At 42.7% G+C, this 17,343-nt stretch carries 20 protein-coding genes; 7 read left to right on the top strand and 13 right to left on the bottom strand.

Annotated features, from left to right (window positions below):
- Window positions 1–19 precede the first annotated feature (19 nt).
- Together IJJ71_RS07340 and lptC are read right to left on the bottom strand one after the other, a co-directional pair.
- Window positions 20–811 carry an LptA/OstA family protein gene (locus IJJ71_RS07340; protein ID WP_296846177.1) on the bottom strand — a complete coding sequence of 264 codons (792 nt, stop codon included), beginning with the start codon at window positions 809–811 and terminating at the stop codon, window positions 20–22.
- Window positions 798–1,367, bottom strand: coding sequence for an LPS export ABC transporter periplasmic protein LptC (lptC, locus tag IJJ71_RS07345; RefSeq protein WP_296846178.1), 570 nt, complete (start codon window positions 1,365–1,367; stop codon window positions 798–800). Before lptC ends, IJJ71_RS07340 begins: the two co-directional genes overlap by 14 nt.
- A gap of 122 nt (window positions 1,368–1,489) precedes the next feature.
- Here lptC and IJJ71_RS07350 point away from each other — a divergent pair, with 122 nt between their 5' ends.
- On the top strand, window positions 1,490–2,305 hold the full coding sequence (locus IJJ71_RS07350) for a CheR family methyltransferase (protein WP_296846179.1): 816 nt from the start codon (window positions 1,490–1,492) through the stop codon (window positions 2,303–2,305).
- 24 nt (window positions 2,306–2,329) lie between these two features.
- Window positions 2,330–3,535 carry a protein-glutamate methylesterase/protein-glutamine glutaminase gene (locus IJJ71_RS07355; RefSeq protein WP_296846180.1) on the top strand — a complete coding sequence of 402 codons (1,206 nt, stop codon included), beginning with the start codon at window positions 2,330–2,332 and terminating at the stop codon, window positions 3,533–3,535.
- A gap of 150 nt (window positions 3,536–3,685) precedes the next feature.
- On the opposite strand, the gene IJJ71_RS07360 is transcribed toward IJJ71_RS07355, so the two are convergent.
- The 5 genes from IJJ71_RS07360 to IJJ71_RS07380 all read right to left on the bottom strand — a co-directional run bounded on the left by IJJ71_RS07360 (window position 3,686) and on the right by IJJ71_RS07380 (window position 9,703).
- Window positions 3,686–4,954 (bottom strand): CobW family GTP-binding protein, encoded by a 1,269-nt coding sequence (locus IJJ71_RS07360; RefSeq protein ID WP_296846181.1) that lies wholly within the window; start codon window positions 4,952–4,954, stop codon window positions 3,686–3,688.
- Window positions 4,955–5,082: 128 nt separating this feature from the next.
- Window positions 5,083–5,667 (bottom strand): DUF4340 domain-containing protein, encoded by a 585-nt coding sequence (locus IJJ71_RS07365; RefSeq protein WP_296846182.1) that lies wholly within the window; start codon window positions 5,665–5,667, stop codon window positions 5,083–5,085.
- A 143-nt stretch (window positions 5,668–5,810) separates the two neighbouring features.
- Entirely contained in the window at window positions 5,811–7,928 is a 2,118-nt protein-coding gene (locus IJJ71_RS07370) for a GldG family protein (RefSeq protein ID WP_296846183.1), read from the bottom strand.
- 5 nt (window positions 7,929–7,933) lie between these two features.
- Window positions 7,934–8,656: an ABC-2 transporter permease gene (locus IJJ71_RS07375; protein WP_296846184.1), complete on the bottom strand. Its 723-nt coding sequence runs from the start codon at window positions 8,654–8,656 to the stop codon at window positions 7,934–7,936.
- A gap of 102 nt (window positions 8,657–8,758) precedes the next feature.
- Window positions 8,759–9,703: an ABC transporter ATP-binding protein gene (locus IJJ71_RS07380; protein WP_296846185.1), complete on the bottom strand. Its 945-nt coding sequence runs from the start codon at window positions 9,701–9,703 to the stop codon at window positions 8,759–8,761.
- Window positions 9,704–10,051: 348 nt separating this feature from the next.
- On the opposite strand from IJJ71_RS07380, the gene IJJ71_RS07385 reads away from it, so the two are divergent.
- Both IJJ71_RS07385 and IJJ71_RS07390 read left to right on the top strand, forming a co-directional pair.
- Complete coding sequence (locus tag IJJ71_RS07385) at window positions 10,052–10,405, top strand: type II toxin-antitoxin system RelE/ParE family toxin (protein ID WP_296846186.1); 354 nt, start codon at window positions 10,052–10,054, stop codon at window positions 10,403–10,405.
- Window positions 10,402–10,674, top strand: coding sequence for a helix-turn-helix domain-containing protein (locus IJJ71_RS07390; protein ID WP_296846187.1), 273 nt, complete (start codon window positions 10,402–10,404; stop codon window positions 10,672–10,674). The genes IJJ71_RS07385 and IJJ71_RS07390 overlap by 4 nt, the downstream gene beginning before the upstream one ends.
- Before the next feature lie 14 nt (window positions 10,675–10,688).
- On the opposite strand, the gene IJJ71_RS07395 is transcribed toward IJJ71_RS07390, so the two are convergent.
- The 3 genes from IJJ71_RS07395 to IJJ71_RS07405 all read right to left on the bottom strand — a co-directional run bounded on the left by IJJ71_RS07395 (window position 10,689) and on the right by IJJ71_RS07405 (window position 11,809).
- On the bottom strand, window positions 10,689–10,970 hold the full coding sequence (locus tag IJJ71_RS07395) for a hypothetical protein (RefSeq protein ID WP_296846188.1): 282 nt from the start codon (window positions 10,968–10,970) through the stop codon (window positions 10,689–10,691).
- A gap of 25 nt (window positions 10,971–10,995) precedes the next feature.
- Window positions 10,996–11,376: a hypothetical protein gene (locus IJJ71_RS07400; protein ID WP_296846189.1), complete on the bottom strand. Its 381-nt coding sequence runs from the start codon at window positions 11,374–11,376 to the stop codon at window positions 10,996–10,998.
- A 73-nt stretch (window positions 11,377–11,449) separates the two neighbouring features.
- Window positions 11,450–11,809 (bottom strand): hypothetical protein, encoded by a 360-nt coding sequence (locus tag IJJ71_RS07405; protein ID WP_296846190.1) that lies wholly within the window; start codon window positions 11,807–11,809, stop codon window positions 11,450–11,452.
- Between the two features lie 102 nt (window positions 11,810–11,911).
- On the opposite strand from IJJ71_RS07405, the gene IJJ71_RS07410 reads away from it, so the two are divergent.
- Complete coding sequence (locus IJJ71_RS07410; protein ID WP_296846191.1) at window positions 11,912–12,259, top strand: helix-turn-helix domain-containing protein; 348 nt, start codon at window positions 11,912–11,914, stop codon at window positions 12,257–12,259.
- Between the two features lie 107 nt (window positions 12,260–12,366).
- On the top strand, window positions 12,367–13,044 hold the full coding sequence (locus tag IJJ71_RS07415; protein ID WP_296846192.1) for an HAD family hydrolase: 678 nt from the start codon (window positions 12,367–12,369) through the stop codon (window positions 13,042–13,044).
- 378 nt (window positions 13,045–13,422) lie between these two features.
- Here IJJ71_RS07415 and IJJ71_RS07420 read toward each other — a convergent pair whose 3' ends face one another.
- Window positions 13,423–14,016 (bottom strand): CYTH domain-containing protein, encoded by a 594-nt coding sequence (locus IJJ71_RS07420; protein WP_296846193.1) that lies wholly within the window; start codon window positions 14,014–14,016, stop codon window positions 13,423–13,425.
- A gap of 82 nt (window positions 14,017–14,098) precedes the next feature.
- On the bottom strand, window positions 14,099–14,599 hold the full coding sequence (locus IJJ71_RS07425) for a COG2426 family protein (protein WP_296846194.1): 501 nt from the start codon (window positions 14,597–14,599) through the stop codon (window positions 14,099–14,101).
- A 102-nt stretch (window positions 14,600–14,701) separates the two neighbouring features.
- On the opposite strand from IJJ71_RS07425, the gene IJJ71_RS07430 reads away from it, so the two are divergent.
- On the top strand, window positions 14,702–16,231 hold the full coding sequence (locus IJJ71_RS07430; protein ID WP_296846195.1) for a D-alanyl-D-alanine carboxypeptidase family protein: 1,530 nt from the start codon (window positions 14,702–14,704) through the stop codon (window positions 16,229–16,231).
- Here the strand turns inward: IJJ71_RS07430 and aroC are convergent.
- Entirely contained in the window at window positions 16,228–17,331 is a 1,104-nt protein-coding gene (gene aroC, locus IJJ71_RS07435; protein ID WP_296846196.1) for a chorismate synthase, read from the bottom strand. The genes IJJ71_RS07430 and aroC overlap by 4 nt on opposite strands.
- Window positions 17,332–17,343: the final 12 nt, after the last annotated feature.

A 17,343-nucleotide genomic window follows, 5' to 3' on the forward strand; every position in this document is an offset into this window, starting at 1 on the left:
ATCGGTTCGTCACTCATGACTATTCTCCTGCCTTTTCAGTTTTCTTTTCTTCGGAATCACTGTTCAAAATTTCCGTAACGGATGGAAGTTCTGGTTTTTCTTCAAGGCCATCTGCAGGCTTCTGATTTTCTTCTTCATTTTTAGTCTCTTCTTTAGGCTCTTCCTTGGCTTCTTCTTTTTTTGAATCAGTAACAGTTCCCGAAACCCGACCTGAAAGCGTAATTTCCTGAGATTTTAGATTCAGAATTATTTCCTGAGCACGAAAAGTATCGTCTCCCTGAATGATTTTTGGATTTCCACTCATTTCAAGCATCTGCGCAGTTTTGCGGTAAATTGCAAAAGCTGCCGTACAGGTGTTGTTTTTTTGCTTTAGGCTGACCCCAATCTGCATGATGGCAATTTCTTTGCTCTGATTGTACTCGATAATCTGAGCATCCGTGCTTACCTCATTCTCCAAATCAACCATGTGAACTGAATCTTCGAGCCGAGCAAGCTTTGTCTGACGGTCAAACCGAAGTTTTCCGCAAGAAAAATCCATTTTAGTCTCAGTATTTTTTCCTTCGACATTTCCCTCTGCCGTAATGTAACGGAAATCTTCACCGTCAAGCGTTATTGAATCCGCCTTGATTTCCATGGAAGAAGTCTTTACGAAAGCATTTCCCATAAGTTTTGTTTCATCGGTTTTGCTCCCGGAAACCCCGGTCATCGAATCAGCCTGAAATTTTATTTCTTCAGAAAACACAGGCGCGATAAGAGAAAAAATAAAAAAGAGCCGGAAAATCACCCCAAAGAAGATTCTAGTTGTTTTCATCTTTTTGACCGCCCTTTTCATCGTTTGTCTTTATGACTCCAGAAACCGTATCGATAAAAGAAAATGACTTGCTGACACCGCTCGCACTGAAGCCGTAGCCTGACATTGAAATATCTTTTTTGGTGAGCCGGACTTCGCCAGTCTTTCCGCTTGTAATCTGCTCTGTTTTTTTGTTGAAATTTAAAGAATCCGCGCAGATTGTCATTTCCTGCTTTGGAAGCGTGAGGTTGATGTTTCCATACAAAGTGTAAATCTTCCGCTGGGTATTTGCTGAAACTAAATCGCACTGTCCTTCGGTCTCAGGCTTACCTTCCGAATCAAAAGTCTCAAAGCTGGCATTTTTGGCAAACACAGCTCCGTCAATCTTGTACTGCTCCATTTGCTCGGCCTTAAGGGAAACCTTTTTTTTATTATCCTCGAATTTTTGATAAGAAGCATTTTTAAAGCAGAATTCAGGTGTTGAGTCTTCGGAATTCTCGCCGTTCAAGTAATTCAGCGAGCAAGAAAATGAGAACAACATGGAAATCATAAACAGCAAGAAGTACGATTTTTTCATTATTGAATAAGATTCTACCATATAATATTTATTTGTTTCAATTTGTTTGCTTTCCATAAAGATTTTTTAACATAAATTTAATTTTATTTACAATTCAAAAACAAGGGTGTATAATATTATCTATGGCAGATTTATTAACCGATGCAGAATTTGATATGTTCCGAAAAGTCATTTATGACGAAAGCGGAATCACCTTCTCGGCTACGAACCGCTCGATTCTCGACAGCCGTTTGAAGGAGAAGTTACGAGAAAAGCAGCTGGACTCTATCGAAGAATATTATCGTCTTGTTATGTCTAACAAAGAAGAGATGAAAATCATGCTCGACTCTGTTACGACAAACCTTACGCGATTCTTCCGAAACCAGCCGCATTTTGATGCGCTTGTAAATTATGTAATTCCTCATGTTATCGAGAACAAGAAAAAAACAGGCGACACAACTATCAGGATTTGGAGTGCGGGCTGTTCAACTGGCGAAGAACCATACACAATAGCAATGATTCTCGCAGATGTGCTCCCTCCGCCATACAAATTTCAAATCACGGCATCTGACATTTCACTCAAATGTCTTATGACTGGTCAGGCTGGTTTCTACCCCGAAGCACGAATTACAGGTATTCCGCAAAAATATCTTGACCGCTTCTTCACAAAAAATGACCGCGGCTATCAGGTAAAACCTGAACTTATGCAGACTATCAAATTCGATTACCATAATCTTCGCAACGATTCAGGTGCAAGGAACCTCGATGTTGTATTCTGCCGAAATGTTCTCATCTATTTTGATGAGCCTGCGCAAAAGAATGTAATCGATCGCTTCTGGAATTCAATGGCTCCAAAATCTTATCTGTTCATCGGGCACTCAGAAAGTTTGTTTGGAATGGACACCAAATTTGAATTCTTGAAGACGGATTGGGCTTGTCTGTATCAAAAACAAGTCTAATCTCAATCAAAGGGAGGATTTTACATGGAAGATATTTCAGTAGCAATTTGTGATGACTCTGCGCTCATGCGCAATTTGATTTCTCGTGTTATCGAAGAAACAGAGGGCTTGTCTGTCGCCGGCAAAGCGATGAACGGAAAATTCCTCGTTGACAAACTGGCTCTTTTTAAGCCAGATGTAATCGTCCTCGACATTGAAATGCCAGAAATGACTGGCGTTGAATTCCTGCGTTGGCGCAAACAGAACAAAGTTGACGTTCCTGTCATCATCCTTTCGAGCATTGCCGAAAAGGGAGCTGCCGTAACAATCGAATGTCTCGAATTAGGCGCAGCCGACTTCATCACAAAGCCAAACGGTTCTATTTCTGCCGACATCAGCTCAGTTTCTGACAGGCTTATTGAACTTATCGCTTCTTATGGTGGTTCTTATGCACGCCGCCACGGAAAGCAGGTTCGAGGAAGCGATTTCTTCTCAAATCTCGGCTCAGACCGTCTCGTAGAACGCAAACTTGCTACCGCAATGGGCAAAGAAAAAGCACAAGAATTCCTTGCGAACAAATCTGCCGCTTCTCAGGCAAACACATCTTCATTCCTTGCATCTTCCGGACCAAAAGCGCCGGCCGTAATTGAACCTCTAAGAAAACCTGGCAAAATCGAAGTCATTGCGATCGGTATTTCAACTGGCGGTCCGAACGCACTCCGCGATGTATTCAAGATGATTGACCCGCACTTAAAGCAGCCAGTTCTCGTCGTACAGCACATGCCTGCGGGCTTCACAAAAGAATTCGCAAATTCGCTCAATAAAATCTGCGCGCTCAATGTAAAAGAAGCAGAGGATAATGAGCCAATCGAAAGCGGCAACATCTATATTGCACCGGGCAACTATCACATCTATGTCGAGCAGACAAATCTTGGAAAAAAAATGCTCCGGCTTTCACAGGAGCCTCAGCGAAATGGACACAGACCTTCTGCCGATGTACTGTTTGAGTCTGTCGCCAAAGTTTATCAGAACAGGGCTTTGGGCGTAATCATGACTGGTATGGGTAAAGATGGTGCGGTTGAGCTTGCCGAAATGCGCAAGCAAGGTGCATGGACTCTCGGTCAGGACGAAGCCACGGCAATCGTTTACGGTATGCCAAAGGTTGCTTACGAGCTGGGCGGTGTCCAAAAGCAAGTTCCGCTCGAAAAAATGGCCGACGAGATTTCAAAACTCGCAAGAGAAAACGCATAACAATTAACAGCTGATTAAACAAAAAAATGACTAATGGGTCCCAGTGACGATGAAAATCAAGGAAACTCCCTACGAGGGTACCCCCTTAATTTTCATCTACGTCCCATTGGTCATTTTTTATCTAAGTAGAACTAATTTTCTACATTTGCCTTATGCCAGACAAGCGTCCAGTTCTGCGGAAATCTGTTTTTTGTCGAGATTCTGACCGATGATGCAGAGTTTTACCATGCGGTCGCCGACAGTCTCATCCCACTCTTTTTTAATCTGTGGGTTAGAAGCAAGGATTTCTTCCTGCTCTTTTTTTGGAGCACAGGCAATCCATTGTCCTGAGTAGCCGGCCTGAATCTGTCGTCCACTTGTCTCAAAGACATAAGCCATTTCTTCTTCATCGCTGAACCAGAGCAAGCCTTTGCAACGGATGATGTTGCGAGGCCATTTGTTAGCATATTCGTCGAGCTTCTGGCGGTCAAACGGCTTACGGCGGTAGTAAATGAATGTTCCAATTCCGTACTCGTCTTCATCGGCACCGCTGTCTCCGTCATGTTTGTGCTCGTGGTGATGGTGGTGGTGGTCGTGTCCTTCGTGATGGTCATCATCATCATCATCGTCATGGTGGTGTTCACAGTGCTCGTCACAGACATGGCCTTCCTCTCCGTGTTCCGGGTGGTCGTGATCATGGTGATGTTCGTGTTCGTCCTCGTCATCATCGTCAACTTCGCCTTCTTCAAGCTGTTTGCACCAGCCTGCACTAGCATAGACGCTCTCAAAATCGAAACTTCCTGTAGCAAGAATATCTGCAACTGGAACATCACCGTGACTTGTCTCGATGATTTTTACACCTGGGTGCAAAACTTCGATAACTTTGCGGACTTTCTTGAACTGATCTTCTGTTACCAAGTCCTTTTTGTTGATTACGAGAGTTGAGCAGAACTCAATCTGCTGAACCAGAAGCGATTCAATATCTTCCTCGCCGATTTTGTCTTTGGCAAGGAGTTTGTCTCCGCCAGCAAATTCGTCAACAAGGCGGGCTGCATCAACAACGCCTACAACATTGTCAAGCTTGCCATTTTTAATCAATTCAAGTTCCTGAGCGATTGGCATTGGCTCACAAACGCCAGAAGCCTCAATCATGATGTAATCATATTTGCCAGTCTTGATAAGATTTTCGATATTCTGAGCAAGTGCGCTCTTGAGTGTACAACAGATACATCCGTTTGTAAGAGGAACGATGTCGCTTGTGTCAGTGATTTTTGCGCCATCAGCAATCAATTTTGCATCAACATTGACTTCACCGATATCATTTACGATAACAGCGACCTTGTAGCCTTCCTGATTGTTGAGAACTTTATTAAGCAATGTGGTTTTACCTGCGCCGAGATAACCACAGAGCAATGTCATTGGGGTAAGTTTTTTTGCCATTTTAAACTCCTAACAGAATAAATATAGTGATTTTTTCAAGAATCGACTACATCAAATTTGAGAATATTTTGCAAATCAAGCGTAAAAAAGCCGCTCCCAAAAAGGAACGGCTTTCAAAAATCAATTATTTACACGCTCGGAGCAACTTCTGGAGCAGCTGTCTCAGAGGCCGGGGCTTTTTCCGGCTTAGGCTCTTCGACCGGCTTTTTAAGGTCTTCTGCCTTGACGGAACACTTCTGTCGCAAAGCACCACTTGCAAGGTAGATTTCGCCTTTTCCGTTTATGCGGATGTAGTTCTGCTGACCGCCAACCGCATCTTTTCCGATTTCAAGGTTAAGATATTCTTTTCCGTTGTCGCTTACTTTTACAGTGATTTTCTGCGAATCCGTGAATCCGTATCGTTCGATTGCATCCTCGCTTGATGATTTTGAAATCACGCTCAAAGTTTTGATTGAAATGAGCGCATCAGAAATTGACTTCGCTTTTGCAGAATCAGCTTCCTCGTCGTTTACTTTCCAAAAATCACCGTATCGTTTGAGGCTGACATTTCCGTTTTCAGAAGAAGAAATCTCAATCGTGTCAAAAGTCTTGTCAATCACAAAATTCTTTGCGCTGGAGCGGCTTCCAGAAATCAGCTGCACGATGTAAATCAAAGCAAGAACAGCCACAGCAGCAGATAGTATCAGTTTTCTAAGTCTTATATTTTTGTTCATAATAAACTCCTTTTTATAGAACCACAGATGTCACAGATTTTCACAGATTATATATTTTCTAAATCGAAGGTCTTTCATCTTACACGATAGATTTTCGTATATCATGCATAGCTAATCTGTGTACATCTGTGTTAATCTGTGGTTTATTTTTCAATCCTGCTGTCATTCGGATTGTATCGCTCTCGGATTGCCCGTTTTTTGGCTTTAATTTTGAGCAATACAAGAAGTCCACAAACAGCTACAATCACAACAAGGCCAATTTCGTTGAAGTATTTTGCAACGGTTGAAGCCGCAACGCTTTTTACAGTGAGAGTGTTCAAAGACAAGCCTTTCGTGCGCATCGTACACAAATCTTCTTCACCGTTAAGATAATCAACAGCGTTACGAATGAACATTGAGACCGGCTGATTTCCTTCAGCATCCAGAAGCTGTGCGTTGTTGAACATCGGAATTGTAGCACCGCCCAAGATAGAGCTTCCGATTACGATGATTTTTGAATTCTGAACTGATTTTGACAAATGTTCGTTTGAAGAAATTGAACTCTGTGCATTGTCGGCCTCAGCCTTTTTCTCGACATTCTCGCCCTCAGCTGTTTTTGATTCCGGTTTTCCGCTGAAAGCAGAAGAGAATTTGCCTTCAACCAAAACAGCAAGATTTTCGCTCGCCATTGTTGATTTGTCGCTCGGAACGGAGATAAAGCGCGGATCCGGGCTGATGTTTGAGTCAACTGTCCATGATTCTTTTGAAGATTTTGCAAGAACCGTGACCTTTGCGTTCGAATTTTTCTTTGCGGCAGAAATATCAAGCGGTGCGTTCTGGAAGAAAATCACATAGCCCAAATTTTTTGTAATCGGATTTTTCTGTTCGAGAGTGTTTTTCTGCATCATCGGAGCGATGTAGAAATTCATCTTTCCATACTGACGATCGGTCTGGCTGAAACAGTTCAAATCGTAAACATATTTTTTACCGACAGCAACGCCGAATTTTTCAAGATTCTTTTCGAGGCCTGTGTTTACAGGTTCATAAGTCGGCTGAGAATATGGATTTGACTGTTTTTCTTCAAAAGGATCAACGAAAACAAGAAGATTTCCGCCCTTCAAAACATACTGGTCGATTTTATAAAGTTCCTCGTCTGTGAATGAAGATTTCGGGCCATTGATGATTACGCTCGCATATTTCTGCGGGATTTCTTCTTCTGAAAGTTTGATTTCTTTGAGAGTGTAGCGGTCTGAAAGGAGTTTAGCAAAAACTGACTGTGTAGGCTGGCCGTACTGAGACTGTCCTTCAAGTTCAAGCTCGCCGTGACCTGTGATGTAGCCGATTTCCTGTGATTTTGAAACGATTGACTTAAGGCTTTCTTCAATTTGAACATTCAAATCTTCAAGGCCTGTAATCATATTGCGGCCAAAGAAATCGCGTGACATTTTTACAGGGAAGAGAGTTGCTTTTTCGCCGTATTCAAGCACAAGGCCGACAGCTCCAGTTCCGCTTCCGAGGTTCGGGTCGTTCCAGTTGAGGCTCTGGATTCCATATTTTTCAACAAGCTCCGGGATTTCAGCAGGAGCAGGATCAATAGAAGCAAAAGAAATTCGATTCTTGTTCTTTTTGTTTACTTCGGCCAAAGCTGAGCGGATTTCATCTTCCATCTGAGAGAAACCAATGATTTTGAAATCAGCAAGTTTTTTTGAAGCGTACAAAGTGAGTTTTACCTCTCCAGAAAGTCCTGAAAGTGCGCTTGTAGTTGAAACCATGTTAGATATTGTTGTGGTGATTCGGTACTCCAAGCCGTCTGTTGAAGTGAGTGCGTCCAAAGTTTCGATTCGGTCTGCGTAAAGGAGAACAATTCCCATCCAGACGCGCTTCATTCCGACTTCATTGTTTTTGAGTTCCTGAATCTGAATCTGGTTCAAGCCGTAAGTGCTGGCAAGGCGCTCGTTTTCAGGCTTTTTCATGTCAACGAATTCATAGCTGAAATTGTCGTTGGCAGCCGACTTGTACTCAACCAGAATATCTTTAATATACTGATAAACGCTTGAATAAGGTGCATTCAAGTTGTCACTGAAGAAGACTTTGACCGAAAGTGGCTCTTCCAAAGTTTTTACAACCTGCTCACTACCTTTTGAAAGCGAGTAAGACTTTGGGGACGTGAGGTCGATTCGGAAATAAGAGCGTGAAACGACCAGATTGGCGAAAATCAAAAGAAGAACGAACAAAAAGAAGTCGCTCTTCGGGCTTTTAAGGTAATTGATGAACTTTTTCATAAGAATTAGCGAGCCTCCCCTGTTGATTTAAGAGATTCAACGGTCAAAACGAAGAACAAAGCTGTAAGCGAGATAAAGTAAACAAGGTCTCGCAAGTCAATGATTCCTCGTGAAATTGACTCGAAGTGAGATTCTGCAGAGAAGAAATTGAAGAATGTAACAACGCTTGCAGGCATGAAAATCAAGAAGCTTGAAATCAGAGTGATGACGATACAGATTGCGAATGCAATGAAAAAAGCGATAATCTGATTTTTGGTAAGGCTTGAAGCGAACAAACCGATTGCAGAAAAAGAAGCAATCAAAAAGAGCGCGCCAAGATAACCACCAATCATCGGACCTGCATCCGGCTTTCCGAAAATGAAACATGTGATTGCATAGAAAAGGGTCGGAACAAGCATCACTGCCCCTGCCACGAAAGCCGCAAGGTATTTTCCAAGGACAATCTCAACTTCTGTAACAGGAAGAGTGAGCAAAGTCTCGTAAGAACCGCTTCGTTTTTCTTCGGCAAGAAGACGCATGGTGAGAGCCGGAATAAAGAAAGAAAGCACAATCGGCAAAAGCCCGAAGAACTGCCTCAGCTCGGCACGATTATTCAGGAAGAATGTATTAAAGAACAAAAATCCCGAAGCCAGCAAAAAAAGCCCCGTAACAATGTAAGCAATAGGACTTGCAAAATACGCTTTTATTTCGCGCTTGAATATTACGATTGATGAACAAGTTTGTTTCATAAAAACTCCATGTTTTAAATTTCTCACAGAGAGCACAGAGTTCACAGAGAGATATTTTCATAAAATCAAATACCTCTGTGTCCTCCCAAGCTCTGTGAGGAACTATTTTTCTTCCACTGTAAGTCCGTGGAAGATGTCTTCGAGACTGTTCTTTCGGACGGCCAGTTCGTAGATTGTCCAGTTTTTGCCTGCGCACAGACGGAAGAGTTCCGGACGGATTTCCTTGCCGTCTTTTGCGCTCACAAGAAGTGAAATTGCATTTGGAGCCACTTCAATCTTGTCGCCTTCGGTTACTGTGCAAGAATCTACTGAATCTATAGAAGAAATTGCTTCTTTTGCTTCATTTTCACCGGTTCCGTCAAGCTGAATGTAGACAGTCTCTGAGTGTCCGTATCGCTCGCGGAGCTCGGCTGTAGGACTGTCGGCAACAACCTTGCCTTTTGAAATGATGATAACCCTGCCGCAAAGCATCTCTACTTCGCTCAAAATGTGGGTTGAGATGATTACAGTTCGTGTTTTTCCGATTTCGCGGATAAGAGAGCGGACATCCTCAATCTGGTTCGGGTCAAGGCCGCTGGTCGGTTCGTCCAGAATCAAGATTTCCGGGTCATTCATGAGAGCATGAGCCAGGCCGACTCGCTGCTTGTAACCGCGTGAAAGCTCCGAGATATTTTTGTGCATGACTTCTTTGAGCCCACATTCCTCGCACAATTTTGGGATTTTTTCGTCTGCATTTTGATTCTGCATGAGAGCCACATAGCGAAGATATTCCTCAACAATCATATCAGCATAAAGAGGAGCAGACTCCGGCATGTAACCGATTTTCTGCTTGGCTTCGACAGGATTTTGAGTGATGTCGATTCCGTCGATAAGGACTGTGCCACTGGTCGGCTTAAAAAAGCCGGTAATCATTCGCATTGTGGTTGATTTTCCGGCACCGTTCGGGCCCAAAAGACCTACAATCTGCCCCGTCGGAATAGAAAAGCTGACATCATCGACAGCCTTGAACTCGCCGAAGCGTTTAGAGAGATGTGAAACTTCAATCATTTTTGTGATTTTCCTTGCAAGTTTTTATTCTAAAATATAAAACAAGTTTAATGAAAATAGGTTATACTTTTTCCATGAAAAATTCAATTTAATATGAAGGAAGGGAGAAGTTTCTCCCTACGCGCCCACTTTGTTGGTCGCTACCCTCTCTGCGGGCTCAAACGCCGCCCGCAACACCCGCTTGAGATTATCGGATTTTAGGCAGAGTATTGTTATTGATGTTGTCGATGAGGCTTTCGTTTTTTTTTCGCTCTTCGCACTATTTCGTACAAACATCAGAGGTATCACTTAATTTTTACAAAGAAAAGAAATGTTGACAAATCGCACAATATAATATACAACTAATGTATGGAAAGAGAACATCCTTTAGCTACAGCATTTTTTCAAACCGAACAGGGAAATCAACCTTGCAGAGACTTTATCTTAACTCTTTCGCGAGATGATAAACGAGAAGTCGGTGCGAAAATATTTGAAGTACAAAAAGGCTTTCCGATGGGTTTGCCACTTGTCAGAAAAATGGAGACTGATTTGTGGGAAATCAGAGTGACCATAACGGATGGAATCTGCAGAATCTTCTTTACAATTGCCGAAAATATTATGATTTTGCTTCATGGATTTGTAAAGAAATCACAAAAAACCCCGCAGAAAGAACTTGAAACCGCGCAGAACAGATTAAAACTGTTCAAGGAAATGAACAAATGAAAGGCATCGGACAGGATTTTGACGATTTTATGATTGAACAGGGGCTTTATGAGGAAGCACAGGAACTTGCAACAAAACGCCTCATAGCTCTCCAGCTGGAAGAAGAAATGAAGCGGCAGAATATCTCTAAGTCCGCAATGGCAAAAAAAATGCACACTTCTCGCACTGCCATTGATAATGTACTTAGTTTTACGCACAACACTTCAATAGGAATTCTCGAACGCTTTGCGGCCGTGCTTGGAAAGAAAGTGCAGATTGCGTTGGTGTAAGAAGACTTTCTGCATTATCGGAACAAGAGCACAAGTACACCTGCAAAAGTGCCGAGTGCCGCGACTGCAACAAGACTCAAAGCAACAACGACCACAGGCAGGATTTTGTTTACTCTTGAAATCATTTCGTTCGTATATTCAAGTGTTTTCTGTACTTCGGTAAGAATACCATTGTTCACTCTTCCAGAAATCTCATTCACATTCTTGAGAGTCGCTTGAATATCTGGCAGTGTTTTATCATTGATATTGTCGATGAGACTTTCACTCTTTTCGATTATGTCTGGTTTCAAGTTCATTTCTACCCTCCAGTTTTTTATGCTATTACTTCTGAATAATGAGCATCGGTATTTTGTCATTCATAAATAATGAAAGTTGATCTGCCATCACAGAATAACCATCCCGCTCTAAGTCGTTTATAATTGACTGCAATACACTTGCCCGTTTGATAGAATTTACCTCTTTTTCAGGGAATTCCGTTCCACCAGTACCAACCGGGTTATTCCGAAATACAAGTTTAGTTCTAAAATATTCAAAGTATTTTATATCGCCACTTGGATATTGAACTCTAAAACCATACAAACGATATTTTATATCAGAAAATCCTTCTCCCCAAGAAAGAAACAAGAATTTTCCTGCATCATGAACTTTTTCGCGAATTGAAGTATCCTCACAAACATCATAGATTGTCAATGTTTCCGACATATATGCTTCTCCAAGTTTTTAATATAAAGAGCAATAAACTTTTTCATTGAAAAAGCTTATTGCTTTTATCATCTTATTCACCACTCCGTTTTGTTGCTTCTCGAATTTTAGCTTTTATTTTTTCTTTTAATGCTTTTGTAATTGGATATTTTTCAATTTTCTCACACATTTGATCTTCCGTAAGGTTTTCTTTTTGCATAATTTTTTTACAAGTTGCCATAATAATAGCAGAATAACCATACTTCGCAATTAGTGACGAACCAGCTCCAATCACTATCAAAGTAATAATTCCACCAATCATTCCACCCGGACCAAGCAAGGACAGAGCAGCTGTTATAGCTGCCGCACCTACTAATCCTGTAGTACTCATGATAATAAGAAATACCAACGCGGGGATTCCGATTCCAGCCAAACGTTCAACAAATTCGTCCATAACATTCTCCTTATATTATCCCAATATTTTTACATTTTTATCGTATACTATTATTTTAGTTTTTGCAACAAAATTATACCAAAATAATGGTATTCTACTGATATGTTCAGGGACAATCTTAAAGATTTAATTGAATATAAGGATTTACGCACAAAGGAATTATCTGTTCTGACAGGAATAAACAAGAGAACTCTTGATTCATATCTAGACAGTCGTGCAATTATTCCAAATGCTGAAATTGCGGTTAAATTGGCACACGCATTAGACACGACTGTGGAATTTTTAGTAACAGGAACAAGTTCCACAAATCCAGAACAGCATATTTATGAAGATTTTGAGATATACCGAAAATACAAAAATATTACATTGGAACTGGAGTCTCTTCCGCCCGAACTGTTAAAACCGATTACAGCAATGATTCACACGGCAGCAGAAGAACTAAAAGCATAATATTTTCAGCAAAAAATAACCATTACTAAACTTAAATCGTATGTCAGGCAGAAAAATAAACCAATTCCATTGACAAATTTTCCTTGTTTTACGCTATACTCTCCTCCATGAAAAATTCAATTTTAGACAACATGAAATGTGCAATTTTTGACATGGACGGCACGATTCTGGACTCAATGCCAATGTGGCACACAATCGCAGACCGTTACCTCGAAAGCATTGGCAAAGTCCCGCGCAAAGATTTGTGGGACAACGTAAAACGCCTGAACATGGTTGAGACAGCACAGTATTTTATTGATGAATACGGCGTACAAAAAACTATTGAAGAAATCGGCGTGGAAGTCAAAGAACTTATCATGAAATTTTATGCTGAAAGCCTTGAACTAAAAGAAGGTGCAAGAGAATTCCTTGAAAAACTGAACGAAAAAGGAATCCCCTGCGTGCTCGCCACTGCCACCGAAAGAAGCTGCGTTCTTGCCTGCATGAAACGCCTCGACTGCGAAAAATACTTCAAGGAAATCATTACCTGCCTGGACTTGAACACGTCAAAATCAAGCCCGCTGATTTTTGAGGAAAGCGCAAGAAGATGCGGTGCAAAACCAGAAGAATCAGTCGTTTTTGAAGACGCACTCCACGCAATCAGAACAGCCCACAAAGCAGGCTTCAAAGTGTGCGCCGTCTACGATGCAAGCGATGAAGAGCGGACCGAACCGCCGCTGACAGACTGGGAAAGGATTCTGGAAATCTGCGATACAAGCTGTTCAAATTTGATGGAATTGATTTAGTAACAAGACTTGTAAATTATACATTTATATAGTATATTACAATTGCACCACGGTGGTGGTAGGCTGAACCTCCGAATTCATTAGAACGAGGAGGCCTGCGTTGACAGGATACGAAAGCATTATGCTTCTTTGTACAGTTGTGACAACTATTGTTACGGTTGTATCGTTTGTCTTTGCTATATGCAAGGCTCTCGCAAAAAAAGATAGAGACAGCAAGTAGAAAAAAAGAAAGCCTACACTGACTTCCACTCAAGTAGGCTTTTCTAACAATTAGCTTACGGAGGTTCAGCCACATTGCTGTGGTGCGCTTCCTTTATCACAAATATATCATATTAATTTAAAAAGTCAACATCATTTTCAACTTTTCGTTTTCCACTTTCAACTTTCCAAAATATCTGCCCAGGAGCGGGAATCCCTCTTTTTGGGGTCAACTCCGAGGGCAAGCAAAATCTGCTCCAGGCTGGCACGAACCTGGTCAGCGGGTAAATCTTCTTTTGTGTACTCGATTTCAATATACGGAAGAGAATTGACCTTCTCAAGCTCCAGGTGCGCCTCAAAATCCGGCTTTTCCGAAAGAGTTGCGTAAACAGAAATCGCGTCCTTTTTCTTCTCGAACCATTTGATAAATCCGCTCGCCTCAAAAAAAGCACGGAGAACATCCGAATCCTCGACAAAAGTTTCTTTTTCGGAATTGAACTCCACGCCGTTTTCGATTGACTTTCGCTTGATGCAGAAAAATGCCTTTTCGCCATTTCCGTCATTTTCGGTGCGAAGCCTGATTACACGAAGCTCGTTGTTCTTAATCCGTTCCTCGTGAGTGTGGTAGCGGGAAAAATATTCGTCAGATTTGAGAATATGAGACAAACCGCGTATTTTAATAGAAGAAAGTTGTTCTTTTTTGGTGAGGATTTTTTCGATTCGGTCAAACTGCTCGCAAGTGAGCGGAACTTTGAGTTCGATTTCTCGTGACATACGGAAATTATACAAAATATAAAGGGGGAAGTCTCCCCCTGACTACAAACGCTTCGCGTTTTCCGTCACCCTCTCTGCGGGCTCAAACGCCGCCCGCAACGCCTGCTCCAATCAGCGAGAGCGACATCATGATAATTCCTGCAAGAAGAACGCCTGAGATTACCGCGATACAGGTCTTTTTCCAGTTCATATCGAGAAGACTTGCCGCGAGAGTGCCTGTCCAAGCTCCAGTACCCGGCAGCGGGATTCCTACGAACAAAAAGAGCGCGAAATACAAGCCCCTGCCCGCCTTTTCTTGCAATTTTGCACCGCCACGATGACCTTTTTGGAGGAAGAAACGGCAGATACCGCCGATGAGTTTTTGATTCTGTCCCCATTCCAGGAATTTTCGTGCGAACAAAAAGATAATCGGTACCGGGAGCATGTTCCCGACCATGCAAGTGACAAAAAGAAGAACGAGCGAAAACGGAGTCATCTCAATGTTCTGAGCGGCAAAAATCCCCACGCCAATAGGAATCGCGCCGCGAAGCTCAATCAAAGGAACCATCGAAACCAAAAATGAAATCAAAAGTGCTTTAGACATGGGGAATATTATAATAGAAAAAAATCGCGTGAATCAATCACCGGGAAAAATGAAGGAACTTAGGAATTTAATTTTTTTTTAATTTTTGCTATAATTTTAAGCATGGAAATCAAATATATTTCAGACTTAGACGAAGATTTTGAAAAAACTAAAAATAATAAAAAAAAGCCGGCTGAGCAAAAAAAATCAGAGAAATCAGCTGAATCAAAAAAACTAGGGAATATTTTCAAGACTTTTATGCGGATGTCCACATTCGGAAAGGCTTTCGTACTTTCTGTTCTCGGAATCATCATTTTCTGCGCTCTGCTTTTCGCATTTATTTCCTATTCCTCATCTTTTACAAAAATCGAGAATGTTCGTCCTCTCTCAACGGATCAGGAAAGAGAATTTTCTGCGCTTCTCAATTCTCTTTACCCGGAAAAACGCACTTCAATTTTAAAGGAACTGCCTTATTCAGTTTCAAAGGCAAATCTTGATGTTTGGGCAGGTTCTGCAATACTCATTGATGCCTCAAACGGCTGCGTTCTCTATGAAAAAAATGCCGACGCTGTCATTCCTCCGGCGTCCATCGCAAAACTTTTTGTAATGTATATTGTTTTTAAGGACGTCGCTGAAGGCAAGGTTTCCCTTGACGATGTGGTTCCACTGCCGGAGCGAAGTTGGGCTGTCAACATGCCGTCCGATGCCTCGCTGATGTTTCTGGGGCAGGGGCAGATAGTCACTTTAAGGGAGCTTTTAAAAGGCCTTGCGGTTGCTTCTGGAAATGATGCCGCACTCGCCGTCGCTGATTACATTTCTGGAAGCACAAAGGCTTTTGTCGCCAGAATGAATGAAGAATGTGAGGCACTTGGGCTTACTCACACGCATTTTGTCGAGCCAAGCGGTTATGACGAGAACAATCTTACTACAGCTCGCGAACTCGCAGCATTCTGCTGTGAATACATCAAACGATTTCCGCAATCAGTCGAAGAATTTCATTCCTCACCAAGCATAAAATATCCGCTTCAAAAGAATCTTCCGAGCTGGCAAAAAGACAGAGGCGATTCTTCCGCGATTTATCAGAAAAACACGAATCCGCTTTTGGGCGTAATGGAAGGCTGCGATGGAATCAAAACAGGATTCATCTATGAAAGCCGGTACAATCTCGCGCTCACCGCAAAACGAAACGGCGTGCGATATATTTCAGTCACGATGATGGGAACTGGTGTCGGAACAAAGCAAGGAAATGCTGGCAGGGTTCACGACGGAACAGAGATGATGGAATGGGCTTTCCAGAGTTTCGCCGATTTCAATCCGCGGGAAAATCTTCCTGAATTCTACGCAATTCCGTCGCTTGGCTCAAAAAATACTAACGGTGGATTCGTAAAACTTGTTCCTGCCTGGAATATGCCTGTCACGGTACCGCACATTTCCGGCCCGACAGCCCTTGATGATGCAAAAAATGTAACTGCCACGGTAAATGTTCCAAAGTTCATATATGGCGGCGTGGAGATGGGAAAAGCCTACGGCCAGATTCAGTACAAACTAGGCGATACCGTTTTGGAAACAGTGCCTTTGGTAGCAGACAGAAGCTACGCAAAAGCAAACCCATTCGGCCGAATGTTGGGCGCACTCGTAAGCTGGAGACTTTAGATTCGGCTTGCGCGGTTTTGAAGCATCAAATCCGCAAGGACAATCGCCGTCATTGCTTCGATTACAGGCACAATTCGCGGGCAAAGGCACACATCATGCCGGCCTTCAATCACGAGGTCACAGTCAGTGTATTTGCCTGCCTCGTCAACGCTGATTGTCTTCTGGCTCTGGAAAATGCTCGGAACAGGCTTTACGGCGACACGGAAGAAAATATCGTTTCCGTTTGAGATTCCGCCGATAATTCCGCCGGCATTGTTGCTTTCAAATTTAACTTTTCCGTCACTGGCAACACGCATATTGTCGTTGTTTACGCTGCCAGTCAAATCTGCGGCAGCAAAACCGGCTCCAAATTCAATTCCTTTGACAGCACCAACGCTCAAAATCGCTTTGGCAAGTTCGGCATCGAGCTTTCCAAAAACCGGCTCGCCCAATCCAGCTGGAAGCCCCGAAACACGGCAGGCAATGATTCCACCCGCACTGTCTTTGTTAGCCCTGATTTCTTCGATTTTTTCGTTCATTTTGGCAGCGGCTTCATTGTCCGGCGCACGCAGAGCATTCTGCTCAATCTCAGAAAAATCTACTTTGCCGATAGAAACGCCAGCCGCCCGTTCTGTGTAAGCCGTAATTTTGATATCGCCCAAAGATTCAAGCACCTGGAGCGCGATTGCACCAGCCGCAACTCGTGCCGCAGTCTCGCGCCCGCTTGATCGGCCACCGCCCCTGTAATCACGGAAGCCATATTTTGAATAGAAAGAAAAATCCGCGTGTCCAGGTCTGAAAGTCGTAGCCAGGTTTCCGTAATCTTTTGAATGCTGGCTTGTATTCTGAATCACGATTCCAATCGGAGTGCCTTCGCTCTTGCCTTCAAAAATTCCGCTCAAAATCTGAGCCTTGTCGTCTTCCTTGCGTGCTGTGACTGAAGCATTGTTCTTGCCGCCAAAACTCTGCCCCGGCTTTCGTCTGTCCAAAGCGGCCTGAATGCGGGCCTCGTCGATTTTGACTCCGGCAGGAACGCCGTCAACGATGCAGCCCAAGCCAGCTCCGTGACTTTCTCCGAAGGTTGTTACTTTAAAAATTGTTCCGATTGTATTCTGTGCCATACAAAATTCCTT

Origin of the sequence: Treponema sp., from assembly GCF_017430385.1 — a bacterium.
Taxonomy (GTDB): domain Bacteria; phylum Spirochaetota; class Spirochaetia; order Treponematales; family Treponemataceae; genus Treponema_D.